Origin of the sequence: Methylobacillus sp. MM3 (assembly GCF_001645185.1) — a bacterium.
Classification (GTDB): Bacteria; Pseudomonadota; Gammaproteobacteria; order Burkholderiales; family Methylophilaceae; genus MM2.
In genome coordinates, this window is record NZ_LXTQ01000011.1 from 291,313 (window position 1) to 317,771 (window position 26,459).

31 protein-coding genes are annotated in these 26,459 nt (G+C 59.7%); 20 read left to right on the forward strand and 11 right to left on the reverse strand.

Features of this window, described 5'->3' with window-relative positions; all coding sequences use genetic code 11:
- Positions 1-69 precede the first annotated feature (69 nt).
- The 17 genes from A7976_RS05690 (at position 70) to A7976_RS05770 (ending at position 13,828) form a co-directional block, all read left to right on the forward strand.
- Entirely contained in the window at positions 70-570 is a 501-nt protein-coding gene (locus tag A7976_RS05690) for a disulfide bond formation protein B (RefSeq protein WP_067108415.1), read from the forward strand.
- Positions 567-1,460: a cysteine synthase CysM gene (cysM, locus tag A7976_RS05695; RefSeq protein WP_067108417.1), complete on the forward strand. Its 894-nt coding sequence runs from the start codon at positions 567-569 to the stop codon at positions 1,458-1,460. The genes A7976_RS05690 and cysM overlap by 4 nt, the downstream gene beginning before the upstream one ends.
- Positions 1,457-3,202, forward strand: a complete 1,746-nt coding sequence (locus A7976_RS05700; RefSeq protein ID WP_067108420.1) for a hypothetical protein — start codon at positions 1,457-1,459, stop codon at positions 3,200-3,202. The genes cysM and A7976_RS05700 overlap by 4 nt, the downstream gene beginning before the upstream one ends.
- A gap of 10 nt (positions 3,203-3,212) precedes the next feature.
- Positions 3,213-3,395 (forward strand): hypothetical protein, encoded by a 183-nt coding sequence (locus tag A7976_RS05705; protein ID WP_067108423.1) that lies wholly within the window; start codon positions 3,213-3,215, stop codon positions 3,393-3,395.
- 10 nt (positions 3,396-3,405) lie between these two features.
- A complete protein-coding gene (locus tag A7976_RS05710) occupies positions 3,406-3,828 on the forward strand; it encodes a YdbL family protein (RefSeq protein WP_067108425.1) in 423 nt (140 codons plus the stop codon).
- Between the two features lie 102 nt (positions 3,829-3,930).
- Positions 3,931-4,704 (forward strand): 3'-5' exonuclease, encoded by a 774-nt coding sequence (locus tag A7976_RS05715; protein WP_067108428.1) that lies wholly within the window; start codon positions 3,931-3,933, stop codon positions 4,702-4,704.
- Positions 4,705-4,741: 37 nt separating this feature from the next.
- Positions 4,742-6,076 (forward strand): 23S rRNA (uracil(1939)-C(5))-methyltransferase RlmD, encoded by a 1,335-nt coding sequence (rlmD, locus tag A7976_RS05720; RefSeq protein WP_067108431.1) that lies wholly within the window; start codon positions 4,742-4,744, stop codon positions 6,074-6,076.
- Complete coding sequence (locus A7976_RS05725) at positions 6,073-7,539, forward strand: ABC transporter substrate-binding protein (RefSeq protein ID WP_067108434.1); 1,467 nt, start codon at positions 6,073-6,075, stop codon at positions 7,537-7,539. Before rlmD ends, A7976_RS05725 begins: the two co-directional genes overlap by 4 nt.
- 78 nt (positions 7,540-7,617) lie before the next feature.
- A complete protein-coding gene (locus A7976_RS05730; protein WP_131801002.1) occupies positions 7,618-8,175 on the forward strand; it encodes a hypothetical protein in 558 nt (185 codons plus the stop codon).
- A gap of 23 nt (positions 8,176-8,198) precedes the next feature.
- Complete coding sequence (locus tag A7976_RS05735; protein WP_067108439.1) at positions 8,199-8,573, forward strand: VOC family protein; 375 nt, start codon at positions 8,199-8,201, stop codon at positions 8,571-8,573.
- A 1-nt stretch (position 8,574) separates the two neighbouring features.
- On the forward strand, positions 8,575-9,051 hold the full coding sequence (locus tag A7976_RS05740; RefSeq protein ID WP_067108442.1) for a L,D-transpeptidase: 477 nt from the start codon (positions 8,575-8,577) through the stop codon (positions 9,049-9,051).
- Positions 9,052-9,053: 2 nt separating this feature from the next.
- Positions 9,054-9,965 carry a nickel ABC transporter permease gene (gene nikB / locus A7976_RS05745; protein ID WP_371440607.1) on the forward strand — a complete coding sequence of 304 codons (912 nt, stop codon included), beginning with the start codon at positions 9,054-9,056 and terminating at the stop codon, positions 9,963-9,965.
- Positions 9,966-10,056: 91 nt separating this feature from the next.
- Positions 10,057-10,842 (forward strand): ABC transporter permease, encoded by a 786-nt coding sequence (locus A7976_RS05750; protein WP_067108448.1) that lies wholly within the window; start codon positions 10,057-10,059, stop codon positions 10,840-10,842.
- Between the two features lie 9 nt (positions 10,843-10,851).
- Positions 10,852-11,904: a beta-N-acetylhexosaminidase gene (nagZ, locus tag A7976_RS05755; RefSeq protein WP_067108452.1), complete on the forward strand. Its 1,053-nt coding sequence runs from the start codon at positions 10,852-10,854 to the stop codon at positions 11,902-11,904.
- Between the two features lie 69 nt (positions 11,905-11,973).
- The gene (locus A7976_RS05760) at positions 11,974-12,735 is read left to right on the forward strand and encodes a hypothetical protein (RefSeq protein WP_067108454.1); all 762 of its coding nucleotides are present in this window, start codon (positions 11,974-11,976) and stop codon (positions 12,733-12,735) included.
- Positions 12,736-12,810: 75 nt separating this feature from the next.
- Entirely contained in the window at positions 12,811-13,503 is a 693-nt protein-coding gene (locus A7976_RS05765) for a Bax inhibitor-1/YccA family protein (RefSeq protein ID WP_067108457.1), read from the forward strand.
- 130 nt (positions 13,504-13,633) lie between these two features.
- Positions 13,634-13,828, forward strand: coding sequence for a hypothetical protein (locus tag A7976_RS05770; protein WP_067108460.1), 195 nt, complete (start codon positions 13,634-13,636; stop codon positions 13,826-13,828).
- Here A7976_RS05770 and tadA read toward each other — a convergent pair.
- Genes tadA through A7976_RS05785 form a run of 3 tightly spaced genes read right to left on the reverse strand, consistent with a single transcriptional unit; the run spans position 13,794 to position 17,178 of the window.
- Positions 13,794-14,246, reverse strand: a complete 453-nt coding sequence (gene tadA / locus A7976_RS05775) for a tRNA adenosine(34) deaminase TadA (protein WP_067108463.1) — start codon at positions 14,244-14,246, stop codon at positions 13,794-13,796. The genes A7976_RS05770 and tadA overlap by 35 nt on opposite strands.
- Positions 14,243-16,201 (reverse strand): DUF3488 and transglutaminase-like domain-containing protein, encoded by a 1,959-nt coding sequence (locus A7976_RS05780; protein WP_067108464.1) that lies wholly within the window; start codon positions 16,199-16,201, stop codon positions 14,243-14,245. Before A7976_RS05780 ends, tadA begins: the two co-directional genes overlap by 4 nt.
- A complete protein-coding gene (locus A7976_RS05785) occupies positions 16,198-17,178 on the reverse strand; it encodes a DUF58 domain-containing protein (protein WP_067108467.1) in 981 nt (326 codons plus the stop codon). Before A7976_RS05785 ends, A7976_RS05780 begins: the two co-directional genes overlap by 4 nt.
- Before the next feature lie 242 nt (positions 17,179-17,420).
- Between A7976_RS05785 and A7976_RS05790 the strand changes: the two genes are divergently transcribed.
- Complete coding sequence (locus A7976_RS05790; protein WP_067108469.1) at positions 17,421-18,341, forward strand: cation diffusion facilitator family transporter; 921 nt, start codon at positions 17,421-17,423, stop codon at positions 18,339-18,341.
- A 6-nt stretch (positions 18,342-18,347) separates the two neighbouring features.
- Positions 18,348-18,686: a YnfA family protein gene (locus tag A7976_RS05795; RefSeq protein ID WP_067108472.1), complete on the forward strand. Its 339-nt coding sequence runs from the start codon at positions 18,348-18,350 to the stop codon at positions 18,684-18,686.
- 45 nt (positions 18,687-18,731) lie between these two features.
- On the opposite strand, the gene A7976_RS05800 is transcribed toward A7976_RS05795, so the two are convergent.
- On the reverse strand, positions 18,732-20,351 hold the full coding sequence (locus A7976_RS05800; RefSeq protein ID WP_067108474.1) for a peptide chain release factor 3: 1,620 nt from the start codon (positions 20,349-20,351) through the stop codon (positions 18,732-18,734).
- Positions 20,352-20,703: 352 nt separating this feature from the next.
- Here A7976_RS05800 and A7976_RS05805 point away from each other — a divergent pair, with 352 nt between their 5' ends.
- Positions 20,704-20,856 carry a DUF3309 family protein gene (locus A7976_RS05805; RefSeq protein ID WP_205633470.1) on the forward strand — a complete coding sequence of 51 codons (153 nt, stop codon included), beginning with the start codon at positions 20,704-20,706 and terminating at the stop codon, positions 20,854-20,856.
- An 81-nt stretch (positions 20,857-20,937) separates the two neighbouring features.
- On the opposite strand, the gene A7976_RS05810 is transcribed toward A7976_RS05805, so the two are convergent.
- The 7 genes from A7976_RS05810 to A7976_RS05840 form a co-directional block, all read right to left on the reverse strand.
- The gene (locus A7976_RS05810) at positions 20,938-22,266 is read right to left on the reverse strand and encodes an ATP-binding protein (protein WP_067108478.1); all 1,329 of its coding nucleotides are present in this window, start codon (positions 22,264-22,266) and stop codon (positions 20,938-20,940) included.
- Between the two features lies 1 nt (position 22,267).
- On the reverse strand, positions 22,268-22,921 hold the full coding sequence (locus tag A7976_RS05815; protein WP_067108487.1) for a response regulator: 654 nt from the start codon (positions 22,919-22,921) through the stop codon (positions 22,268-22,270).
- 107 nt (positions 22,922-23,028) lie between these two features.
- Positions 23,029-23,508, reverse strand: a complete 480-nt coding sequence (locus tag A7976_RS05820) for an arsenate reductase ArsC (RefSeq protein ID WP_067108490.1) — start codon at positions 23,506-23,508, stop codon at positions 23,029-23,031.
- The gene (gene arsB / locus A7976_RS05825; RefSeq protein WP_067108492.1) at positions 23,505-24,584 is read right to left on the reverse strand and encodes an ACR3 family arsenite efflux transporter; all 1,080 of its coding nucleotides are present in this window, start codon (positions 24,582-24,584) and stop codon (positions 23,505-23,507) included. Before arsB ends, A7976_RS05820 begins: the two co-directional genes overlap by 4 nt.
- Positions 24,577-25,032: an ArsI/CadI family heavy metal resistance metalloenzyme gene (locus tag A7976_RS05830; RefSeq protein ID WP_067108494.1), complete on the reverse strand. Its 456-nt coding sequence runs from the start codon at positions 25,030-25,032 to the stop codon at positions 24,577-24,579. The genes arsB and A7976_RS05830 overlap by 8 nt, the downstream gene beginning before the upstream one ends.
- Positions 25,029-25,364, reverse strand: coding sequence for a helix-turn-helix transcriptional regulator (locus tag A7976_RS05835; RefSeq protein WP_067108504.1), 336 nt, complete (start codon positions 25,362-25,364; stop codon positions 25,029-25,031). The genes A7976_RS05830 and A7976_RS05835 overlap by 4 nt, the downstream gene beginning before the upstream one ends.
- Before the next feature lie 84 nt (positions 25,365-25,448).
- Positions 25,449-26,459: an NADP-dependent oxidoreductase gene (locus A7976_RS05840; RefSeq protein ID WP_371440605.1), complete on the reverse strand. Its 1,011-nt coding sequence runs from the start codon at positions 26,457-26,459 to the stop codon at positions 25,449-25,451.

Here is a 26,459-nt window from a genome sequence, read left to right on the forward strand (position 1 = left end):
GTCGGTGGTCAAAGAGGGCCCGTACTTCCGTTACAATGATCCTTTTCATTATAAGCCGCGAGCTCTCCAATGCTGAACAGAATCCTTTCCGGCCGCGCCGGTTACCTGATCGGTTTCATCGCCTCTTTCGGTCTTGTCGCCTTCGCCCTGTACATCCAGCAGAAGCATGGCCTTGAACCTTGTCCGCTATGCATCTCGCAGCGCATCGCCTTCATGGCGCTGGGCGCATTGTTTCTTGTCGCGGCGCTGCACAACCCCGGCGAGATCGGCCGCCGGGTTTACGGCGTGCTGCAATTCGCCGCTGCCGCGACCGGTGCGGGCATCGCTTCGCGTCATATCTGGATTCAGGCCAACCCGGACAAGGTGATGAGCGAATGCGGTGTCGGTTTCGACTACCTGTTCGAAAGTTTCCCGATGCAGCGCGCGTTGCAACTGATTTTCCAGGGCACCGGCGAATGCTCAAGCATAGACTGGACCTGGCTGGGCATGACCATCCCGCAACTTTCCCTGCTGGCATTCAGCCTGCTTGGGCTGTACGCCATCCTTCTTGCCATTGTAAAAAGAACATGACTCACTACAAAACCATAGACGAATTCGTCGGCAACACGCCGCTGGTGCGGCTGCAACGCATTCCCGGCAATACCAGCAATATCATCCTCGCCAAGCTCGAAGGCAATAACCCCGCCGGCTCGGTAAAAGACCGGCCGGCGCTGTCGATGATCGCCAACGCCGAGGCGCGCGGCGACATCAAGCCCGGCGATACGCTGATCGAGGCGACTTCCGGCAATACCGGCATTGCGCTGGCAATGGCCGCGGCGATCAAGGGCTACAGGATGGTCCTGGTGATGCCGGACAACCAGAGCCTGGAACGCCGTCAGACAATGAAAGCCTTCGGCGCGGAACTGGTGCTGACGCCCAAGGCCGGCAGCATGGAGCTGGCGCGCGACACTGCCGACAAGATGCAGGCCGAAGGGCGCGGTGTGATCCTCAACCAGTTCGCCAACCCGGACAACCCGCTGTCGCATTACGAAGGTACCGGCCCCGAAATCTGGCGCGACACCGAGGGCAAAATTACCCATTTCGTTTCCAGCATGGGCACCACCGGCACCATCATGGGCACCTCGCGCTATCTCAAGGAAATGAACCCGGCGATCCAGATCGTCGGCGTGCAGCCCAAGGATGGCGCGCAGATTCCCGGCATCCGCAAATGGCCCAAGGAGTACCTGCCCGAGATCTGCGATTTCTCGCGCATCGACCGAATGATCGAAGTCGGCCAGCCGGACGCGGAAGAAATGACGCGCCGCCTGGCACGCGAGGAGGGCATCTTCGCCGGCATTTCTTCTGGCGGAGCGTTATTTGCGGCGTTGCAGTTGTCGCAGGAAGTCGAGAATGCCGTGATCGTCTCCATTATTTGCGACCGGGGAGATCGTTACCTCTCGACAGGAGTTTTCCCCGAATGAGCACCGGCCGCTTATCGCGGCTGTGTTTGTTTTACCTGTGCTGGCTGGCTTTTTCCGCACAGGCCATCGACCGCATCGAAATCCACGCCGACCAAGTCAGTCATCCTGCCGCGCAACTTGAAAACTTCTCCGGCACGCTGGACATGGACGGCCGCTGGCGCGGTAAGGCGACGCTGAAGCAAGGCGACGCGGCGCAACTGGCGCGCGAATATCCATTGCCGGTGGCGGTCAGCAAAGGCACCGTGCGCGGCACGGCGGAATTCTCCGGCGAGCAGCGCGAACTGCGGCAACTCAAGGGCGATCTTTTCCTGAAGGATGCCGCATTCAGCGACGAGGCCGGGCTGCATGCCGGCGAAAAAGTCGATTTGCATCTCGATGCGACTGCAATGCGCGACGGCAACCGCTGGCGCTGGTCGGGCCGGCTGGATGGCACCAACGGCGAAGTGTTCTGGCAGCCGCTTTATCTGGCCAAGGTCGATATCGGTTTCCAGGGGCGCGGCTGGCTGTCGGATGCCGCGCTTGCCGTCGAACAGGGCCGGTTGAGCATGGGCGGTGTCGGTGCCGCCACCCTGACAGCTACATTGCATCGTCCGGATAATCGCCTGGCAGCGCTTGACGTCAGCGCCGAAAATCTCGACATGGGCGGTGCGTATGCCGGAGTGCTCAAACCCTTCCTTGAAAAAACCATGCTCGGCAATCTTGAAATGGCCGGGCGCACCGATGTTCGCGTGGGAATGCGCGAGAGCGAGCTGAAATCCTTCGACGTGGCCTTGCGCGATTTCGATGTGGAAGACATGAACGGCAAGTTCGCGTTTTACAAGGTCAACGCGCATATCCCCTGGGCGTTGAACGATGTGACACAGGCCGTATTGCAGTACGGCGGCGGGCACTTGCTGAAAATGAGGCTCGGGCCGACCGATCTTGCGGCGACGCTTAACGGTTATTCCCTGACTACGCCGGTACTGCGATTACCTATCCTGGACGGCACGCTGACCCTGACCGACGTTTCCGCAGCGTTTTTGCAGAACCAATGGCATTGGCATCTGGGAGCGGCCTTGTCGCCTATATCGATGGCCGACTTCAGCCATGCGGTGGGCTGGCCGGCCATGGACGGAAAACTGGCGGCGGGAATTCCGATGGTGACCTATACCAATGGCATGATGACGATGGATGGCGCGATGGGACTGGATATCTTCGATGGCTCGATCACAGTGGACAGGCTGGCGCTGCAAAACCCGTTGGGGCTTGCGCCGCGATTCCAGGCGGATATCCACATGCGCAACCTCGACCTCGACCTGCTGACGCGCACGTTCTCTTTCGGTGCGATGACCGGCAGGCTCGACGGCGACGTCAACAATCTGGTGCTGTCGCGCTGGCAACCGGAGCAGTTCGACGCGTCGTTCCGCAGCAGTCCGGGCCGATATCCGAAGAAAATTTCGCAGCGCGCGGTGGAAAATATTTCCGCGCTCGGCGGGGCGGGTGCGGCAGCGGCGATACAGCGCAGCTTCCTGCGATTTTTCAAGGAGTTCAACTATTCGAAAATCGGCCTCTCCTGCAAGTTGCGCAAAGGTGTCTGCCAGATGGATGGCGTCGAGCCGGCAAAGGAAGGCTACGTCATCGTGAAGGGCAGCGGCGTGCCGGCCATTACGGTGTTGGGTTACAATCACAGCGTCAGTTGGGGCGAATTGCTGTCGCGCTTGCAGCGCGTCACGCAGGGCAATACGGCGCCTATTATCAAGTAAAGGAAAAACAATGAAACACTGGATTTGGCTGCTTCCGGCAGCCCTGATTTTGCCGGCCTGCGTCACCATCAACATCTATTTTCCCGCTGCGGCAGCGGAAAAAGCGGCCGACAAGATCATCGACGAGGTATGGCAACTCAAGCAGGAACAGCAAAACCAGCAGAAGCCTGCCGATGCTCCGGCGGAAAAATAAGGAGAACATCATGAAAAAATACCTCTATGCGATTACATTCCTGCTCGCCGCGCTGACGGCCATGCCAGCGGCCATCGCCGCCGCCGATCTCGAAATCAACACGCCGGCCATTGCCGCGATTCAGGGCAGCATGCAGGCCCGCCACGGCCAACTGGCTCCGTATTACGCCAGCGGTGCCGTCGGCCTGACGCGCGACGGGCTGGTGGCAGTGCGCGACGCCAACGCCGTGCCGCTCAAGGACAGGCAGGGCGTGAATTCGCTGGTGGCAGCCGAGAACAAGGATCGCAACGCGCTCTACAAGGAAATCGCCAACGCCAACGGTCATCCCGAGTGGGAATCCGAAGTGCGCAACACCTTTGCGCAGCGCTGGGTGCAAAAGGCGCAAGGCGGCTGGTGGTACCAGGACGCCGGCGGCGGTTGGGCGAAGAAATAAATCAATCAATCTTTCACCACGAAGGGCACAGAACACACTGAGAAAAACCTGAGTTTTTCACTCCGTGATCTCTGTGTGCTCCGTGGTTAGGCTTTACATCCCATGACACCGACCCTTGTTTTCGACATCGAAACCGTCCCCGATACCGCCGGCCTCGCGAAGCTGATGGATTTGCCTGCCGACACCACGGCGGGGGACGTGGCGAAGATCGCCTTCCATCAGCGCCGACAGAACGGTCAATCCGAATTCCTGCCGCTTCATGTGCAGCGGGTGGTGGCCATCTCTTGCGTGCTGCGCGAAGGCGACAATTTCAAGGTGTGGTCGCTCGGCGCGCCGGACGAGGACGAAAATTCGCTGATCCAGCGTTTCTACGACGGCATCGAGAAATACAAGCCCAACCTGATCTCCTGGAACGGCGGCGGTTTCGACCTGCCGGTGCTGCATTATCGCGGCATGATTCATAACGTGGTCGCGCCTTGCTACTGGGATATGGGCGACGACGACCGCGACTTCAAGTGGAACAACTACATCAGCCGCTATCATATGCGTCATACCGACCTGATGGATTTGCTCGCGCTGTACCAGGGGCGCGGCAATGCGCCGCTGGATCAGCTGGCGCAATTGTGCGGTTTCCCCGGCAAGCTGGGCATGGACGGCTCCAAGGTATGGGATGCATTCCAGGCTGGCGAGATCGAGGCGATTCGCAACTATTGCGAAACCGACGTGGTGAACACCTGGCTCGTTTATCTGCGTTTTCAGCAGATGCGCGGGGCATTGAGCCCCGAGGCTTACCAGCGCGAGATTGCGCTGGTGCGGGATAGCCTGGCAACCTACAGCGGCAGTCACTGGCAGGAATTCTTACAACACTGGAACTAAAAACCGCGTGCAGTTTTTATCGCGGCCATCAATTTTCATGCAAGCATCCAACGTTATCCCGGGCAATATCGCCCTTATCGAATCCCTTGATCAGGAAGGCCGCGGCGTCGGCCGTATCGAGGGCAAAGTCATTTTCATCGACGGCGCCTTGCCCGGAGAGAAAATTACCTACCGAACCACGCGCAGCAAGGCCAGTTACGAAATCGGCAAGCTGGATCAGATCCTCAAGGCTTCGCCCATGCGCACCCAGCCGCAATGCCCGCATTTTGGCGTGTGCGGCGGTTGCGCATTGCAGCATATGGATATTGCAGCACAGGTGGCGGCCAAGCAGCGCATGCTGGAGGACGACCTCTGGCATATTTCCAAGGTGAAGCCGGAAACCATGCTGCCGCCGATCTACGGCCCGGCCTGGGGCTATCGCCACAAGGCGCGATTGCGGGCGCGCTATGTGCCGCTGAAGGGCGGGGTGCTGGTCGGGTTTAACGAAAAATCCAGCAGCTATGTCGCAGTGATGCACGAATGCCATGTGCTGCCACCGCATATTTCGGCGCTGATCGTGCCGTTGCAGGAGTTGCTCGCCAAGCTCTCCATCAAGGATCGCATGCCGCAGGTCGAAGTCGCCGTTGGCGAGCACGTGTCGGTGCTGGTGTTCCGCGTTCTTGACCCTGTTACGCCGGAAGACGAACCGCTGATCCGCGAGTTCGCCGACACCTACGGCGTGCAGGTCTGGCTGCAGAGCAAGGGGCCGGAAACCGCAAAGCCATTCCACCCGCTGGATGCGCCGGAACTCTCTTATTCGCTGCCCGAATACGATCTGGTTTACCCCTTCAAGCCGACCGAATTCACCCAGGTCAACCCGCAAATCAACAGCGTGCTGGTACGCCGCGCATTGCGATTGCTCGATCCGCAGCCGGGTGAGCGCATTGCCGATTTCTTCTGCGGTCTCGGCAATTTCACATTGCCGATTGCTCGCATGGGCGCCAGCGTGCTTGGCATGGAAGGCTCGGCGGCTCTGGTGCAGCGCGCCAGAGAGAGCGCAGAGCGCAACGGGCTGATGCATGCGGTGGAATTCCGCGAGGCCGATCTGTTCGAGAAAACCGCCGACAGCCTGGCAGCGCTCGGCCATTTCGATAAGTGGCTGATCGACCCGCCGCGCGACGGTGCAATGGAACTGATCAAGGCGATAGAAGAAAACACCGCGCCGAAACGCATCGTCTATGTGTCCTGCAACCCTGCCACGCTGGCGCGTGACGCCGGGCTGCTGGTGCAGGTCAAGGGCTACCGCATGGTCGCGGCGGGCGTGGTCAACATGTTCCCGCACACCGCGCACGTGGAATCCATTGCGCTGTTCGAAAAGCAGGCTGCTGAATGAGTGCAGGGCGGTGGTTGCGCCTGGCGCTGGCCGCCCTGATACTGCCCGTCGTTCTTATCGGCTGCTCCAGGCCGAATAGCTCAACCGAAATCCGTTTTGCCATCGCTCAGGCGCCGCTGACGCTCGATCCGCGCTACGCGACCGACGCCGCTTCGGAGCGCGTCAATCGTTTGATCTATCGGCCGCTGGTCGATTTCGATGTGCATTTCCGTCCCGTGCCTGCATTGGCGAACTGGCAATGCCGGGATGCGTTGCATTGCCGCTTTAAGCTGGGCACCGAGGGGCGGGAATTCCATAACGGCACGCGCCTGACCTCGCTCGATGTGGTGGCCACCTATCGCTCGCTGCTGGCGTTGAAGAATTCTCCGCATACCGCTGAATTCGCCAACATCGCCGAGGTTGCGGCGGCGGATGAAAACACCATCGATTTCACGCTCAAGGCGCCGGATGCGCAATTCCCGGCGCGCCTCGTCGTTGGCATTCTTCCCGCTGCGTTGATCGCACAGAATCACGACTTCGCGCGCCATCCTGTCGGCAGCGGTCCATTGCGCTGTGTGGAGTGGAATCGCGCCCTCAGGCTGGAACGTATTTCCGACCGCCAGCGCATTGTGCTGGAGGAAGTCCGCGACCCTACTGTGCGCGTGTTGAAAATGCTGCGTCATGAGACCGATCTGGTTCAAGGCGATTTGCCGCCGGAACTGGTCGCTTACCTGCGGAGCCAGCCGAGCGTACAAGTGAAGGAAGTCCCCGGCGCCAATTATTCCTATCTCGGATTCAATCTGCAGGATTCCTTGCTGCGCGACCCGCGCGTACGCAGGGCCGTTACTCTCGCCATCGACCGCGACACCATCGTGCGCCAGGCACTGGTGGGCGGCAGCCGGCCTGCCACGGCCATCCTTCCGCCCGAACATTGGGCTGGTAACGCCCAGCTTCCGCCATATCCGTATGATCCTGAGCAGGCCAGATCCTTGCTGCAACAGGCGGGCGTGCCGTTGCCGCTCAAACTGATCTACAAGACCTCCACCGATGCCCAGCGCGTGCGCCTGGCGACGATATTGCAGGCGCAAATGCGCCCGGCCGGCATCGACCTGGAAATCCGCAGCCTAGACTGGGGCACGTTTTTCGATGATGTCAAACATGGTAAATTCCAGCTCTATGGCCTGACCTGGGTGGGCATCAAGACGCCCGAGATTTACCGCCTGGCGTTCCATAGCCAATCCGTGCCGCCCGCCGGCGCCAATCGCGGCAGGATGCAGGATGCGGAACTCGATGGTCTGATCGCGCGCCAAAACTGGCAGGCGGCGACGGAGCGCATCCACGCGCTATTGCCCTATGCGCCGCTGTGGTACGAAGGCCAGTTCGCAGCGATGAATCGCAATGTCACGGATTACGCGCCGGCGTCTGATGGCAACTGGGACGGGCTGGTTAGGATTTCGAAAAACATTGCTGAATTTGAAAATTAAAAGAACATGAATAAATCAATTTTCAAAAGGTATTTTCTTCTAGCCTGCATGGTGTTCGTCATCGTCATAGGCGGATGTATGTTGGATGATGAAGGGAGTACCGAGAAAGAGGTGCGACTTAAAACACCGTCGGGTTTTGTAACACTTAAGTTTCGCCAAGACTACTTCCTGTATGACAGCGACCGAGGGGGCGACTGGATGGCGACATTAGATATTTATTATCCGGAAATGCATCCGGCCGTACCGCTTAACTCGCGTAAGAGCACGTTGGTACAAGTCATTGTGGATCGAAAAGACCCGGTTGCAAGTTTCAAGTCGCATATCAATAGCTCCAGTTACGATGAAAACAAGCCCGGGGCGAATTTCAAAGCTGGTGAGGATGGGATTTATGAGATATTCAGTAGGGTGAAACCGCCATTTGTTCCCAAGTCATCTGGTACGTATTACGTATTTAAAGGTAGCGATGGGCAAAATGTTCTTGTGCTTGGCAGTACTGATGGAAAATATTCATTTAGAAGAAAAATCAATGATGAACTAACTGTTCAATACCTTGTTCCCAAAAATCAGGTTAATGATTTTTATGAGACAGATACGGCAGTTTCTGAGTTTCTGTCTCAGCATATTGAGAAGCCATAGGCTACAGCTTAGGGAAGTTTTAAATGATCAAAATCAATCGCATGATGCACACCGGGTTGATCGTCACCGATCTTGAAAAGTCTCGCGCCTTTTACGAAGGCCTGCTCGGCCTCACGCCCAACCCGGCGCGTCCGAAATTCGATTTCGCCGGCGTCTGGTATGACATCGGCGAGAATCAGGTGCATCTGATGGTGGTGCCCAATCCTTATACCAATGTCGTCCATCCCGAGCACGGAGGACGCGACACCCATATCGCCTTTTTCGTGGACGATGTCGAGCCGGTGCGCGCTACGCTGGAAGCGGCCGGTGTGCCGTACTCAATGAGCAAATCCGGCCGCGCCGCGCTGTTCTGCCGCGATCCGGACGGCAACGCGCTTGAGTTTTCGGCCGTCAAATAACGTGCTCATTGACATCTCCATTGCCGAACAACGCCTGCGCCTGTTGGACGAGACGGGCAAGGTGCTGGCCGAATACGCCGTCTCCACTGCCGCCAATGGTCCCGGCGAACGCAAGAATTCCTGCTGCACGCCGCGCGGCAGGCACATCGTGCGTGCGAAGATAGGCGAAGGCAAGCCGCCCGGCACGGCATTCATCGGCCGCCGCCCGACCGGCGAAACCTGGTCGCCGGAACTTGCCGCGCAGAACCCTGAGCGCGACTGGATACTGACGCGCATCCTGTGGCTCTCCGGCTGCGAGCCGGGTGTGAATCGCCTGGGCGACGTCGACAGCATGCAGCGTTATATCTACATCCACGGCACGCCCGACACCGAACCGATGGGCGTCCCGCGCTCGCATGGCTGCATACGCATGCGCAACACCGAAGTTATTGAGCTGTTCGACCGCGTGCCAGCCGGTACGCCGGTGGTCATCCGCTGATGCTGTTCAAGCGTCTCGTCGGCATATTGCCGGTGGTGTTTGGCGTGCTGGTGCTGACTTTTCTGCTGGTGCATCTTGTTCCCGGCGACCCCGTCGAGGTGATGCTGGGCGAATCCGCGACCTCGGCTGACCGCAGTGTGCTACGCGCCGAACTCGGGCTGGACAAGCCACTTCCGCTGCAATTTGCCGATTACCTGACTAAACTAATCCATGGTGATTTCGGCGTCTCCATCCATAGCCACGCACCGATTGCCGGCTTGCTGGCCGAGCGCATTCCGGCGACGGCCCGGCTTGCCTTGCTATCCCTGGTAATTGCGCTTGCCATCGGTTTGCCGCTGGGCATTGCAGCCGCGCTGCATTACCGCCGCTGGCCCGACCGCGCGGCAACGCTGTCAGCACTGACCTTGTCGGCGATGCCGCATTTCTGGCTGGGGCCGTTGTTGATGCTGGTGTTTGCGTTGTGGCTGGGGTGGTTGCCGGTGAGCGGCATGGAAAACGATGCTTCTATCGTGTTGCCTGCGCTGACATTGGCGAGCGGCCTCGCAGCAATCCTCACCCGCATGACGCGCGCCAGCCTGCTGGAAGTATTGGATGAGGATTTCGTGCGCACCGCCCGCGCCAAAGGGCTGCCGGAGCGCACCGTGATTCTGCGGCACGCCATGAAAGCCGCGCTGCTGCCGGTGGTGACGGTGGTGGGCCTGCAATTGGGCTCGTTGCTGGCCGGGGCAGTCATTACTGAAACCGTGTTCGGCTGGGAAGGCGTCGGGCGCCTGCTGGTGGAGTCCATCGAGAAGCGCGATTATCCGGTGACGCAAGCCTGCGTACTGGCGATTGCGCTGACTTACGTGCTGGTCAATCTGCTGACGGACCTTCTTTATTCGAGGTTGGACCCCCGTGTGCGATTCAATGCCTAATGTAGCGCAGGCGTCCTCGCCTGCATCAACCCGTGGTAAGCATCCCCACATGCAGGCGAGGACGCCTGCGCTACGGAGCGGGTGTTTCGGCATGGCACGACTGGCACCCATTGTCATCCTGTTCTGGCTACTCGCCGCCGTGGCAGCACCTTGGCTCGGCCTGCAGCCGGACGCGATAGATCTCGGTCACATTCTCGCGACGCCAACGCTTCAAGCCTGGCTGGGCAACGACGATCTCGGCCGCGACATATTTGCCAGACTGATCGCCGGAGCGGAAGTCTCATTGACAGTCGCTATGCTGGTCACGGCCGCGACCATGACCTTCGGTACCGCGCTCGGGCTCGTCGCCGGCTACTACGGCGGTTGGGTTGATCGCGTGCTGATGCACGTGACCGATGTGTTTCTCGCTTTCCCCGGCATCCTGCTGGCGATTGCGTTTGCTGCCGTGCTGGGGCCAGGACTCAACAACCTTATCCTCGCGTTGTGCCTGACCTCCTGGGTAGGCTACGCCAGGTTGACGCGCGCGCAGGCCTTGTCCTTGCGCGGCAGACAGCACGTACTGGCGGCGCAGGTATTGGGCGCGACCACGCCGCGTATTCTGTTCCGGCACATGCTGCCCTTGCTGATGGCGCCTTTGCTGGTGGAGGCGACCTTCAGCATCGCCAGCCTGATCGTCGCCGAAGCCAGCCTGTCCTTCCTCGGCCTCGGCATACAGCCGCCGCACGCCTCGTGGGGCTCCATGCTGCGCGACGGCGTGCGTTATCTGCTGGTTGCTCCACACTACGTGCTCGCAGTTGGCTTCAGCCTGATGTCGCTGGTGTTGGCGGTCAACGTGTTGGGCGATACACTGCGCGATACTCTGGACGTTAAAAATTAAGGAACCCCCATGTCTCTCGGCCCCGTCATGCTCGATATCGAGGGCACCGAACTCAATGAAAACGATATTCGTCGCCTGCAGCATCCGCTGGTCGGCGGCATCATCCTGTTTTCGCGCAATTACACATCCCCGGAACAGCTCAAGGCGCTGACCTCTGCCATCCACAAGGTGCGCCAGCCGCCGCTGCTGATCGCAGTGGATCACGAAGGCGGACGTGTGCAGCGTTTCCGCGAAGGATTTACGCGCATCCCGCCGATGCGTGAACTGGGCAAGGTGTGGGACCACAATCCGCGCCGCGCACGCCAACTGGCGGAAGAGGCGGGGTGGATACTGGCGGCGGAGCTGCGCGCATATGGCGTGGATTTCAGTTTCACCCCGGTGCTGGACATCGACTACGGCAATAGCGGCGTGATAGGCGATCGCGCGTTCCATCGCAATATTCAGGCGATTGCCGAATTGTCGCGTGCCTTGATGCATGGCCTCAAGCGCGGCGGCATGGCGGCAGTGGGCAAGCATTTCCCCGGTCACGGCTTCGTCGCGGCGGATTCGCATGTGGCGATTCCCGTGGACGAGCGCGAATTCGACCGCATTGCCGAGGAAGACCTGCAACCGTTCCGCCAGATGATAGACGACGGCTTGCCGGCCATCATGCCGGCGCATGTGATCTACCCGAAGGTGGACGACAAGCCGGCCGGTTTTTCCGAACGGTGGCTGCAAAAAGTGCTGCGCCAACGTCTGGAGTTCAATGGCGTGATCTTTAGCGATGATTTGTCGATGGAAGGCGCGGTGGTGGCCGGCGATGTGACGCAACGCGCCATGGCGGCCCTCAATGCCGGTTGCGACATGGTGTTGCTATGCAATCGCCCGGACCTGGCGGATGAACTGCTGCGCAATCTGGAATGGAAGATTTCCGCGGTCAGCCTGGCACGCCTGGCGCGCATGCACGGCAAGCTGCACCCGGCCACGATGGTGGAACTGCATGAAAACGCGGAGTTCGTCCATGCGTTGCATGCAGTGGCCAATATCGGCGTCAGCGAAGGCGCGCTGAGGTTTCCTGCCTGACGGCAATCCTATTGATTTGCTTCGGGAAAGAGAGTAGCTTTCCCATCGTCTACAACGGAGTAATGGCAAGTGGCCGTTTCCAGTGTTTCACTCAACCAGAATGTCATAGGCGCCGCAGCCACGCAGGTGCAGGCGGATGCTGGGCAGAGAAACCAGAATTCGCTGCAGGCATTGCCGCGCGAGGATGCCAATGGCAGCAGCCGTACCCAACTCAGCGATTTTGGCCGCACCAAGCTGGCGCTGGAGGATCTGCGAACCTCGACCGAGACGGCGCGCAACCTTAACAATCCTCCTGCCTTGTCCGAGTTCCGAAGCGCAGTACAGGGCGTGGTGCAGTCGCTGAATGCGCTGAATCAGACCGCGCGTGCCGCCGATACGAACAGCACCGATCGCCGCCCGCAGCAGGCGCTCAATGAAGTGCGCAATACAGCCGAGAACACCACCACCGAGGACGGCGTGAGTGCGCTGCAGCGGTTGGGCATCGCTACGCAGCAGGACGGAACATTCACCGTCAACCAGCGGCAACTGGAGCTATCGTTCCAGGCAGATCCGTCCGAGACGCAATCCGCGCTGAACGAACTTTCCGAACGCATTGACCGCACCGCCGAGCAGCAGCTGAACGGCGCGACCACTCGCTCGGAAAGCGACAGCACGCAGCAGGCGCAGGCTGTGCGGCAGGCGATTGCCGACGAGGAAGTACGCGAACAGCAGCGTTCGCAGCAGGATACCCGCGAGAATTTCCGCCAGTTGTTGTCGGCGCAGCTGGCCAATGCCGGCAGTTTCGCCGCACGCAATGCGGTCACCACTTATTTCAACGTCTCTACACTGTAGGCTCGCGCTTGAAACTTCCCGGCCCTTCCGCTAGTCTTATCCGCAGTTTCAATCACATGAGGTTTTAACCCTACTATGCAATCCGATTATCAAATCGCAAATACCGCTGGCTCCACGCTCGCCGTCGGTGCGCACAAGGTTCTGCGCAACACCTATATGCTGCTGGGCATCACGATGATCCCGACGGTCATCGGCGCGATGGTCGGCATGACGATGAATTTCGCATGGGCGGCTCAGCATCCCATCATGTTTGCATTGGGTTCGCTGGCCGCGATGTTCGGCCTGTTCTTCGGTATTCAGGCCAACCGTAACTCTGCGCTGGGTGTGATCCTGTTGCTGGTACTGACTGGCTTGATGGGCGTCCTGCTTGGCCCGATCCTGCAAGTCGCATTGCATCTCAAGAACGGCGCACAACTGGTAGGCTTGGCCGCTGGCGGCACCGGCATCATCTTCCTGACGCTGGCCGGCATCGCGACGACCACCAAGAAGGACTTCAGCTTCATGGGCAACTTCCTGATGATCGGCATCATTCTGCTGATCATCGCGTCGCTGGCCAACATGTTCTTCCAGATTCCGGCGCTGGCGCTGGCTTTGTCCGGCGTTGCTGTGCTGCTGTTCTCCGGCTTCATCCTGTATGACGTGAGCCGTGTGGTAAACGGCGGCGAAACCAACTACGTGATGGCGACGCTGGCGATCTACCTGGATATCTACAACCTGTTCGTCAACCTGCTGCAACTGCTGATGGCTTTGCTGGGCGAGCGCGAATAACTTCCAGACGATTTTTGCTTTAACAGAAACCCGCCGAAAGGCGGGTTTTTTGTTTCCATGATGTCATCCGGATGAAAAACGGCCGTGGCATTCTTGTTGCTTAAGATTCAAGCGTAAGGAGGGCGCAACTATGGTACTGATATTTCTTTTGCTGGTCCTGGCGGCACTGCCTTTGGTATTCCTGAACTCCTTCGGCAAGGTGGCGCTGATCAGCACCTATGCCGGACTTGCACACTTATTGATCCTGGTGGGCATCCTTGCACTGATGTGGTTCGGATTGCATCACAAGGCTATTTTCCGCGTCTGGCAGCGAAGAAAGCACTAAGCGCGCCGCCGCATTCCGGCGCCATCACGCCGCCTTCGACTTCGGTGTGGTGATTGAGCCGGGTTTCCGCCATCAGGTTCACCACGCTGCCGCAGGCGCCGGTTTTGGGGTCGCTGGCGCCATAGACCAGGCGCGCGATGCGCGCATGCTGAATCGCACCCGCACACATCGCGCACGGCTCTAACGTCACGTAAAGCGTGCAGCCGACCAGCCGGTAATTGCCGATGCGCTGTGCAGCGTCGCGCATGGCCCGGATTTCGGCGTGCGCGCTCGGGTCATGGCATGAAATCGGTGCGTTATAGCCGCGTCCGACAATTTCTCCGTCCTTTACCACCAACGCGCCGACCGGCACTTCACCAGCTGCGGCTGCCTCGGCGGCCAGTTCCAGCGCCATCTGCATATATTCGCTATCGGTCATGCCTTGAATTCCCTGATTTCATTTTCCAATGTTCTGATTTTTTCCGGTGTTGACGCATTGCCATAACGGAGATTCGCATAGAGGACGGCGATATTCATCACCTCCTGCGTCTTTTCCGGCATTGCCGCAGCGACGCGCTGCCCGAAATCAAGCGGCCCTTCATGCGGCGCATGCTGGATGCCCGCCCGTGCCAGTTTGCGTTGGAATTTGCGGTATGCGCTTTCCAGCCGGTCAAGCTTGCGCACGGCGCCGCGCAGCAGCATCCAGCTGATTGCAAGCATGATCAGCCCGACTGCCGTGACCATGCCGATGGCGAGGCCGTGCATGGAAATATTCTCGCCGAAGAAACGCGATAGCAGTTCCATCTGGCGTTTCTGATTGTAGCCCAGCACCCACTGGTTCCAGCCATTGTTGATGGCATCCCAGCCGAGGTAGGCCTGTTTCAGCCATGTGTTTTTACCCCTGGCGAGCAAGGGAACGGGTTCTCCTTCCGGCAGGGCCGATAGGCCGGATTCGATGCGCTGCGGAGCGACGGCGGCAGTCGGGTCTATGCGTACCCAGCCGCTGCCCTCCAGCCATACTTCTGCCCAGGCGTGGGCATCGGACTGGCGTACGATCATGTAATTGCCCAGCGGGTTGACCACGCCACCCTGGTAGCCGGTGACGACACGGGCCGGGATTCCGGCGGCACGCATGAGAAACACAAAGCTGCCTGCGTAGTGCTCGCAGAACCCGCGTCGGGTAGAGAACAAGAAGTCGTCCATGCTGTTGCGCCCCAGCAGCGCAGGCGAGAGCGTGTAAACGAAAGGCTGCTCGCGGAACATATCCAGCGCCTTGCGCACGATGGCGTCCTTAGCCAGGCTCGAGGATGCCCATTCTTCTCCCAGCGCATGGCTGCGCGGATTGCTGCCTTTGGGGAGTTGCAGTGCATGCCTGCGCGATGCGTCGTCGAGTTGTAACTGCAAGCGGTAGGTCAGGTAGGAGCGCGCCTGATAACGCACCCGGGTATTGACCGGCTGGCGCGTAACCAGTTGGTAGTCGTGACGCAGTATGCCGTCGGGCGGTGCCATTGCAGGGAGATCGAGCGCAAACAGCCAGTTGCGGTTGTGTGCTTCCAGGGTAACGGTGTAATCAATGGCATCGGCGGTGCTCTCCAGTGTTTCCTGAACCAGGGTTGATGCCTGTGTGCCCGGGCGCCAGGTGCGGCCGTCAAAGTGCCAGAAAATCGGACCGCGCCAATAGCGCTGGTTGGGGGCGGGCAACTCACCGCTGAATTCGGCGCGGAAGGCGGGCTCGTCCGACAGGCTCAATTCACCTATGCTGCCGGGCGACATGCTTTCCGAGAGCCCGGTCATGCCGCTGGTCGCGTCGCCAGGCGTGCGCCAGAGCGGGCCGGAAAGGCGCGGGAACAAAAGGAAAAGCACCAGCATTACCGGCAGGGCCTGACCCAGCATGCCGGCGGAAAGTCGCCAGCATGTCCGGAACGGCAGACTGCTGTTGGGATGGCTGACGCCGACCAGCGTGATCGTTAATGCGAACACAGGCAAGGCCAGATACAGGCCCATCAGCAGCGATTGCGTGAACAGGAAGGTCGTAATCGAGAGAAACCACGAGAGCGAAATCAGCAGCATCGCATCGCGGCGATTATTCGATTCCAGCAGCTTCATCGACAGCATCAACGTCAGCAGCGCGACGCTGGCATCACGCCCAAAGGAGCCGCCGTAGCTGGCGACGATGGCGCCCGCGCCGAGCAGCGTCATGGGCAGCAGAATGCGCGTGCCGGGCAGGGGCTGTTGCCGCGCCGCCAGGGAATAGCGCCAAGCGCCGATCAGCAGGGCGAATATCGGCACCCAGAGCGTCAGGTGCAGGAACATCGGCGCCAGCACCAGTGCCATGGAGAGCAGCAGCCAGCGCAAATTGCTGAATGAGAGCGGCGGCAAGGGGGCAGGCTTCATCGCGTGATCCCGTAAAGCGCCAGTCTTTCCAGGCACAGCCGGAAATGCGATTCACCCGTGTCCGGCGCAACCTCGATTCCAGGCAAACGCAAACCGTACGACATACCGGCCGCATGTGCATCCAGCACCCAGCGCGTGAGCTGCGAAATCCGCGTTTCGGTATCGCCTTCGGCCAATTGCCAATCCAGCCACAGCAGTACGCTGCTTGCCCCCTGGAATTGCTTGGTGAACATGCCTTGCTCGCGGGCGGATGCCTTCCAGTCGATGCGTCGCAGCGAATCGCCGTGCTGGTAATGGCGCAGGCCGGAAAAGTCGTCGTCGCCCTTGGCGGAGGCATGGCCGCCGGCTCTACCACTGGCGCCGGATAGCGGTGGCATGCTGTCGGAAGGGGCGGGTCGAGGGTAGATCAGGCAGCGGTTTTCCAGGGCCACATACGACCACGCGCGAAACAGGCCAAGCGGGAATTCGGTGTAGACGGTCAATCGTCCGGGTGCCAGCCACCCGCGCTGCGCGCTTGCAACGGGAATCGCGAATTCAGTGCGTCTATCGGCGGATACGTCAAAAAACAAGGTATGCGCTGCGTTATAGGACGCCGCAACGGCATACCGTTCGCGTCGCCGGTTGTCCGCCACAATCAGTCCGAAACGGGCTTCTTCGCCGGCAAAAACCGGCTGCGTCCTGCCCGCTTCCAGTGTCAGGTCGGCGAGATTGCGCCAGGTGTGCAGCATGGCGATTACGCCTAGGCCTGCCAGCAGGAAAGTCAGCACGAACCCCAGGCTGAGCGCGTAATTGATGGAGCCGACCAGCATGCAGACCAGCACCAGCGCGAACAGCATGCCTTGCCGCGTCGGCAGAATATAGACATGGCGACGATCAAGCACCGCAATCCGGCTGGCCGGTCGAGCGGTGCGCAGCAGCGTTTTCCAGTCGCGCAAGGCACGCGTGAAGGCGTTATCGGGCAGCTTGAGTGATACCATTATGCGTTGTGATGGCGGAGCAGGGCATGGGTGCTTATTATCCCGCCATTTTGACTATTTCCGCAGTTTCCATGCTGGCGACCGGTAGCGCAGGCGTCTCGCCTGCATCGGCCCATGCGACGCCTCCTGTTTAACTCCCCTTTCCCCTTGCGGGAGAAGGTAAGGGTATGCAGGCGAGACGCCTGCGCTACGGATGGCGGAATGAGTAAGCTAACGAGCTAGCGTTTATACAGGAGAAATACTTGAGCGGTCATCATCACAGCCATGATCATCATCACGGTCACGGCAACACCCACAATCGCGCCTTCGGTATCGGTATTGCGCTCAATGTCGTTTTCGTCGCGGTCGAGGCCTATTTCGGCTGGCGTGCCGATTCGCTGGCGCTACTGGCCGACGCGGGCCATAACCTGAGTGACGTGCTGGGCCTGATATTGGCCTGGCTGGGCATGATGGTCGCGCGCGTTGCGCCCAACGACCGCTATACCTATGGCCGCCAGCGCGCGTCGATTCTCGCCGCGTTGGTCAACGCGCTGATACTGTTGGCGGTAATGGGCGGCATGGCGTGGGAGGCGGTGCATCGTTTCACCAATCCGCTGCCCATCCAGGGCGATATCGTCATTGCCGTCGCGGCGGCGGGCGTGGTCATCAACGGCATTACCGCCTGGCTGTTCATGGCCGGCAGCCATGGCGATCTGAATATTCGCGGCGCTTTCCTCCACATGGCGGGCGATGCGCTGGTGTCGCTGGGAGTCGTTGTCGCGGGCGTCATCTACCTCAAGACCGGCTGGCTGTGGCTGGACCCACTATTGAGCCTGGTTATCGCGCTGCTGATCCTCTATGCGACCTGGGGCCTGTTCCGTCAGTCGCTGCACCTGACGTTCGACGGCGTACCGTCATCCATTGATCTGGGCATGGTGCGCACATATCTGCAGGAGCGGCCGGGAGTGGCCGATATCCACGATTTGCACATATGGGCGATGAGTACTGCTGAGTCTGCGCTGACTGTACATCTGGTCATGCCGGGCGGACATCCGGGGGATGATTTCCTGCATGATCTGGCACATGAACTGCATGATCGTTTCGATATCGATCATGCGACGGTGCAGATTGAGGCGGGGGATACGGACAGGCGATGCCGTTTGGAAACGCATATTGCGAATTAGGCTGGTATGTTGACCGATCTCGCTAGAACGTTTGGATTGTTTGTCCTGACTGCGATCGCCGAGATCGTCGGATGCTATTTGCCTTATCTGTGGCTCCGACAGGGCGGATCGGTGCTGTTGCTTTTTCCGGCAGCCTTGAGTCTTGCGCTATTTGCCTGGTTGCTGACACTGCACCCTACAGGCGCAGGGCGTGTATATGCAGCCTATGGCGGCGTCTATGTGGGGGTTGCGATTGTCTGGCTTTGGCTCGTGGAAGGCATCAAGCCGACGCTGACGGACTGGATGGGGGTGTCGGTCTGCGTGTTGGGAATGGCCATCATCATGCTGGGTGCCCGCCATCCCTGACGAGCCGGAGGATGCGAGGTGTCGGTTGACACCTCGCCCATTGTTTCAGTTGTCCAACTTCTGCCCATGCTCCCGTGTCGCATGGAATTTCACCTTGGGCCATCGCTCCATCGTCAGACTCAGATTGACGTGGTTATCCGCCAGATAAACGATATTCCCGTCCACATCCTTCGCTAGCCGCGCCTGGTTGGCGCGCACGAATTCCTCCAAGTGCCTATTGTCTTCGCATGTCACCCAGCGTGCGGTATGAATGCCGGCGCGTTCGAAGAGCGCATCCACGCCGTATTCGGATTTGAGCCGGTGCTCGACGACTTCGAATTGCAGTTGGCCGACGGCGCCAAGTAGCGCTGAAGTATCCGCTAGCGGCTCGAACACCTGTACCGCGCCTTCCTCGCCCAACTGACGCAGTCCCTTTTGCAACTGCTTGGCCTTGAGCGGATCGCGCAGTCTTGCGCGGCTGAACAATTCCGGCGCGAAGTAAGGAATGCCCTTGAAGGTGAGCGCTTCGCCTTCGGTCAGCACGTCTCCGATTTGCAGGTTGCCGTGGTTGTGGATGCCGATGATGTCGCCGGCGTAGGCTTCTTCCATGCGGGCGCGCTCGTTGGCCATGAAGGTGACGGCGTTGGCGATTTTCAATTCCTTGCCGCTTCTTCGGTGCTTCACCTTCATGCCGGGTTCATACTTGCCGGAACACACGCGAAAGAAAGCGATACGGTCGCGGTGGTTGGGGTCCATGTTGGCTTGGATCTTGAACACGAAGCCGGTGAAGTTTGGCTCGTCAGGAGCCACTTGGCGGATGTCGCCTTTGGCGGTTTCCGCATCGCGCGCGGCGGGCGGCGGCGCCCAGTCGACCAGCGCACGCAGGATTTCGCGCACGCCGAAGTTATTGATCGCGGAACCGAAAAATACCGGAGTCTGGATGCCGGCCAAAAATGCTTCGAGGTCGAAGCTCGCACCTGCGCCGGCGACCAGTTCCGTCTCGTCGCGCATGCGGGCCATTTCCATCGGGCAGGTTTCGGCCAGGCGATCGATGGCTGCCCCTTGCAGCGTCTCGACTTCGCCGGCTTTTTCCTGACCCGGAGCGAAGCGCAATACTTCGTCGTTGAGCAGGTGGTACACACCCTGGAAGCGCTTGCCCATGCCGATAGGCCAGGTAATCGGGGCGCAATGGATATTGAGCACCGATTCGATTTCGTCCAGCAGCTCGATGGGGTCGCGTACTTCGCGGTCCAGCTTGTTGACGAAGGTGATGATGGGCGTGTTGCGCAGGCGGCAGACTTCCAGCAGCTTGATGGTCTGGTCTTCCACGCCGTTGGCGGCGTCGATCACCATCACTGCGGCATCCACGGCGGTCAGCACGCGGTAGGTGTCTTCGGAAAAATCCGAGTGGCCGGGGGTATCCAGCAGGTTGATGACGCAATCGCCGTAGGTGAACTGCATCACCGAGCTGGCGACGGAAATGCCGCGCTGCTTTTCGATGTCCAGCCAATCCGAGGTCGCATATTTGCCGCTCTTGCGCGCCTTCACCGTCCCCGCCATCTGGATCGCGCCGCCGAACAGCAGCAGCTTTTCGGTGAGCGTGGTCTTACCCGCGTCAGGGTGGGAAATGATCGCGAAGGTGCGCCGTTTTTTGGCGGCGAGGGTGAGTTCGGTGGTGTCGGTCATGAGGCTGTAAAAGCAAGCGGTTTCTGCAAAGCCGACATGATACTGGAAACGCCTGCTCCCCGCTTCGGCAGGTATCCGGGAACTCAGGCGGGAGAACCTTATTCAAACCCTGCTAGAAGGCCTGGAAAACAAGGCCGGATATGGATTTCATGGGGTTAAGGCAATCGGTCGACTGGACAGGAAGCCACGATCAAAAACATAGAGCCTCTTTACTGCAGACTTTATCCATGTTGCCCTGCGAGTTGCATCGGGCTGACGTTTACGTGCCCAGCATGCAGCGGCTCTTCGATTCAACGCGATGGATGAAGCCATTTAACAGGAGGTACTTCACCCAAGGAGAAGAATCATGTCAATCGGAACGATAGTACTCATCATCGTTATTTTGCTGTTGATCGGCGCGATCCCCGCATGGCCATACAGTCGTTCATGGGGTTACGGTCCGAGCGGCGGGCTGGGCCTGGTCCTGCTCGTACTGCTTATACTGCTTTTGTTGGGACATATATAGCCGCAGAACTCTGCGAATTCTATCGATACGGGGCGCAAGCCCCGTTTTTTTTGCCTCGGATAATCCGTGAAGCCGGAAAAGTCAGTCGACAGGGAAAACAATGGCAACGCACAGGCCGCCGGCCCCGGCAGAAGAAATGCGGAATTTCGCACCGTGAATTTCTGCGATGCGTCGCACAATGGAAAGCCCCAGCCCGCTACCGCTCTCGGCGGTACCAAGCGGACGGAAAAAGCGCTCGGACAGCTTTGCAATATCTTCGCCCGCCACGCCGGCGCCGTTGTCGGCGACGGTCAGCGCGGGCTTGCCTTCAGTGCGCGTCGTTTTCACGGTGACCAGTGTGCCGGATGGATTGTGCCGGACGGCATTGTCGATCAGATTGCGCAGCAGGATGCGCAGCAGCACGGGGAGCCCGGTGATGGCAATGTCTTCACCGTCGGCAAGCTCGATGTGCACGTTTTTCTCCAATGCTGCCGGGGCAAGTTCGGCGATGACTTCTGCTGCGAGTTGCCGCACGGAGGTGCTCGCCATGGCGGTGTTCCCCGCAGCATCGAGGCGGGCCAGCGTCAATAGCTGCTCGATCAGGTGCGTGGCGCGGTCGCAACCGGCGATGGCATTGTCCAGCGCATGCAGGCGCGCAGCATCGTCGCTTGCACCCCGTGCCACCTGCGCCTGCGCTCTGATCGCAGCGACCGGGGTGCGCAGTTCATGCGCCGCATCGGCAGTGAATCGCCGCTCGTTGTCGAAGGTTTCCCGGATACGGACGAACAGTCGGTTCAGCCGTTCGATCAACGGCAGGACTTCATCGGGAGCGGAAGTCGTCTGGAGCGGCGCGAGGTTGTCCGGGTCGCGGCGCTCCACATCCTGTGCCAGAACGATGAGCGGCCGTAGCGCGTTGGTAATCGCCAGCCACAGCAGGACGGCAAGTATCGGCAGCGCAATCAGCAGCGGCAATAGCAGGTGGCCGGCGATTTCGCGCGCTATGCGCTCACGTGCATCCGAACGCTCGGCGACATGGATCAAATGGACACCGCTTTCATCCCAGGTGCTGAAAACGCGCCACGGATGGCCATCGATGAGTCGATTGCTGAATCCGTGATCGATAGCGGCTAGCGGCTCTTGCGGGGCGTTGAGCGAGTGCAGGCGCAGCGTCTTGCCGTTTTCCCATATCTGGAAAGCGACTCGCCGCGAATACTTGTGCAACTGCGGCGCGTGCTCGGTGTCGATCTCGTCGATCTCATGCGGCGATTGTGCCGCCAACAGCGATGCTGCCTGTGTCAGATGCGCGTCTAGCACTTCGTCCAGTTCGCTTCTGGCATCGATATAGGTAATGGCCGTGGCGGCAATCCAGACCAGCGCGATTGCCGCCAGTACCGGCAGCAGCAATCTTTTTTTCAGTGAGGCGTGCTGCATGTCAGCGAACCAGGTAGCCCACGCCGCGAATGGTTTCGATCAGTTCGGGATAAAGCTTGCGGCGCAAGTGATGGATATGGACCTCGATCGCGTTGCTTTCGACTTCTTCGCCCCAGGCATAGAGCTTTTCTTCCAGTTGGGCGCGTGACAGTACTTTTCCCGCATTAAGCAACAGCGCGTGCAGTAATGCGAATTCCGTGGCCGAGAGATCGATTGTGTTTTCGCGGCAGGTTACGACATGCGCGGAAGGGTCCAGCGTGACGTCGCCGGCACGCAGGGATGGCGCGGTATTGCCGCTGGCGCGGCGGATAAGCGCGCGCAGCCGGGCGGCGAGCTCGCCCATGTCGAAGGGTTTGACCAGGTAATCGTCGGCGCCGCCGTCCAGCCCCTGGATGCGGTCGCCCACCGTGTCGCGCGCGGTGAGCAGCAGCACTGGCAGGATTGCCTTGCGCTTCCGCAAACGGCGCAGCACTTCCAGGCCGGAGAGCCGCGGCAAACCGATGTCGAGCACTGCGGCGTCATACGGTTCGGTGCTGAGTACCTGATCGGCCTGCATGCCGTCCTTGACCCAGTCCACCGCGAAGCCGGCCTGTTTGAGGCCGGCCTGGATCGCATCGCCCAGCAAGACATCGTCTTCGACTACCAGTATGCGCATGGCTATTGCCGTCTCCTTTTTCATGAATGACGCAGGCAGGATAGGAGATCCAACTTAAGCGGTGCTTAAGGTCCGCGTTGATTTTTCGCGATGCGGCAGGTGCTTGCTCACATAGTGGAGGTATGGATCGCAGCCAGCCGGCGTTTCAGTTCGGTTCTGTCATTCAGCAACTGCTCTAGCGGCAACGCCAGAAAAGCCTCAATGCGTTTTCGCAGCAGATTGTAAGCCAGCTCGAATGCGGCATCGATTTCATACTCCGTTCCGGTGGCCCTGGCCGGATCTGCCACGCCCCAGTGTGCGCGGACAGCCGGGGCGAGGTATGCCGGACATGTCTCGCCCGCCGCGTTGTCGCAGACCGTGATTACGATATCCGGCGCATGCGGCAGGCTATCCCACGACTTGCTGTAATACCCTTTGGTCGGGATGCCCTTGCGCTGCAACAATGCCAGCGAGCGCGGATGAATATATCCGGCAGGATGACTGCCCGCGCTCATCGCTTGCATGCCTGCAGGCGCGAGGGCGTTGAAGGTGGCTTCCGCCAGAATGGAACGGCAGGAGTTGCCGGTGCAGAGGAAGAGGATATTCATGGTTTAAAGCCTTTTGCCGTATTGGCGGTTGAGCCAAGTGTTTGACCTTCATACCAACCCCGTGTGCGATTGACGATGGCGACCACCGACAGCATGACCGGCACCTCGATCAACACGCCGACGACCGTGGCCAGCGCTGCCCCTGATTCAAAGCCGAACAGTGCAATCGCGGTTGCGACCGCCAGCTCGAAGAAATTGGAAGCGCCGATCAGCGCCGAAGGCCCGGCCACGCAATGCGCCACCTTGAGTTTGCGGTTCAGCCAGTAGGCGAGCATGGAGTTGAAATACACCTGGATCAGGATAGGCACGGCAAGCAGTGCGATGACCAACGGCTGCGCCAGGATTTGTGGGCCCTGGAAGGCGAACAGCAGCACCAGCGTGACCAGGAGCGCCGAGAGCGATATCGGATGCATCGTCTTCAAAGTCGATTGCAACGCTGCTTCGCCGCCTCGTTTCAGCAGCGCCTTGCGCCACACTTGGCTCAGAACTACCGGCACCACGATGAACAGCCCGACCGAAATTGCCAGCGTATCCCACGGCACGCTGATGCTGGACAAACCCAGCAGCAATGCGACGATGGGTGCGAAGGCGAACAGCATGATCACGTCGTTGATTGCGACTTGCGACAGCGTGAATTTTGGCTCGCCGTCGCACAGGCTGCTCCACACGAACACCATGGCCGTGCAGGGCGCAGCCGCCAGCAGAATCAAGCCGGCGATGTAGCTGTCGATCTGCTCCGCCGGCAGCATGGGGGCAAACCAGTGGCGTATGAACAGCCATGCCAGCAGCGCCATCGAGAACGGTTTCACCAGCCAGTTGATGCCCAGCGTCACGCCAATACCGCGCGCATGCTTTGCGACTTCGCCCATTGCAGCCAGGTCAATCTTGAGCAGCATGGGAATAAGCATCAGCCAGATCAGCACGGCAACCGGCAGATTGACCTCGGCCATTTTCAGGTTGCCGATGGCCTGGAATACATCCGGGGCTAGCTTTCCCAGCAGGATGCCGACCACGATGCAGCCGGCCACCCACCAGGTCAGGTTGCGCTCGAAGGCGCCGATGCGCGCGTCAGCCACAGGAAGCCTTTTTGCGCGGAGCGAAGGAAACAGTTTCCGCCGACGGCACGCAACAAGGGCTTGCCGCATCCGGCGCGTTGAAGGTCGGTGCGCTGTCCAATGTTAGATAGGTCTCCCACGCAATGCCGGAAGGATCCTGCACCCAGTGCTTGTCGGACTTGGCATAACAGCAGGTGGTGCCGGTTTCGGTCAATACGGCCATACCCGCGGCGTCGAGACGCGTCTTGATCTCGGTCAGTTCGCCGTCGTTTTCAGCCTGGATACCGAGGTGATTCAGCCCCGGCATTTCGCCGCGCTGGCTGATCGCGAAATTGACGCGCGGATCGTCCAGCATCCATTTGGCGTAGTCAGGCTTCTGTACGCTGGGCGAAGCGCCGAATAGCTGGCTATAGAAGGCGGTGCTGCGGGCGAGGTCGTCCACCGAAATATGGATGTGCATGCGTTTCATGATTTGTTCTCCTGGATTTGCATGAGGGGAGGGCAACAGTCCTGCGGCTGACCGCCGCAGCAGTTTTCGGTAAGGAAGCCAAGCAGCGCATTCATCGTCGCGAAGTCGGCGGAGTAATAAATGAAGCGCCCGGACTGCCGCGACTGTACGACGCCGGCGTGAACCAGTTCCTTGAGATGAAACGAGAGCGTGCTGGAGGGCAGACCCATCTGTTCGGCGATGCTGCCGGCAGCGAGGCCTTGCGGCCCAGCTTGCACCAGCAGGCGAAAAAGGCCCAGGCGAGACTCCTGGGCGAGCGAGGCGAAGATTTTTACTGCGTTGGCGTTATCCATATTTCCATTATTCTGGAAATATGGATTTGTTGCAAGCCGGCAATATCCATCAGTCTAGATGACGGTTGTGGGACTCCATACCCTTCAGGATTTTATCAATTGCACAACAACCTTGCCCTTGGCCCGGCCTTTTTCGAGATAGGCCAGTGCCTCCTGTGCTTGATCGAACGGAAATACCTTGTCGATCACTGGACGGATATGTCCCGCGACGAGAAGCTCACCGATTTCTGCGAGCTGGCGACCATCGGGATGTCCGAACAGGAATGAATACCCGATGCCGCGTTTCCTGGCGCGACGAATGATTTTGCCGCTTATCAACCCGAACAGGAGCGTCATGAAGAAATTCATGCCCCTGGCGCGAGCAAACGCGGCATCCGGCGGGCCGATGAGCGAAACGACACTGCTCCCGGGTTTCAAAATCCGCAGGGATTTTTCGAGCCCATCACCCCTGACAGTACCCAGCACCACATCATAATCCTGCAGCACCTCCTCGAATTCCTGCTTCTTGTAATCAATCACCTCATCGGCACCGAGGCTCTGAACCAGGTCCACGTTACCCGTGCTGGTGGTCGTCCCCACTTTTGCTACGAGGTATTTTGCGAGCTGGATCGCGAATGTGCCTATGCCTCCGGAACCTGCGGGGATGAACACCTTCTGGCCGGGCTGGAGACGTGCCCGTTCCTTGAGTGCTTGCCACGAAGTGAGACCCACCATCGGGATCGAGGCGGCTTGCACGAAGTCCAGGTTTGCCGGCTTAAGCGCAGCAGCGCTCTCGGGGACGGCAGCAAATTCGGCGAGCGCTCCCGTGCCCAGATCGAAGGTACTGGCGAAAACGGCATCACCCGGCTTGAAGCGTGTCACGCGGCTGCCCAGCTCCACGACGATACCCGCCAGATCGCTGCCCATCGTGGCCGGCAGCTGAAAACGGAGGATGGGCTTGAACGTTCCTTTCGGGATCATGTAGTCGATCGGGTTCAGGCCGGCGGCGTGGACCTGGACGAGCATTTCGTCCGGCTGGATCGCAGGTCTGGGAATGTCGGCGAATGCGGTCTGATCGGATTTGCCATAACGCTTCAAGACAAGTGCTTTCATCAT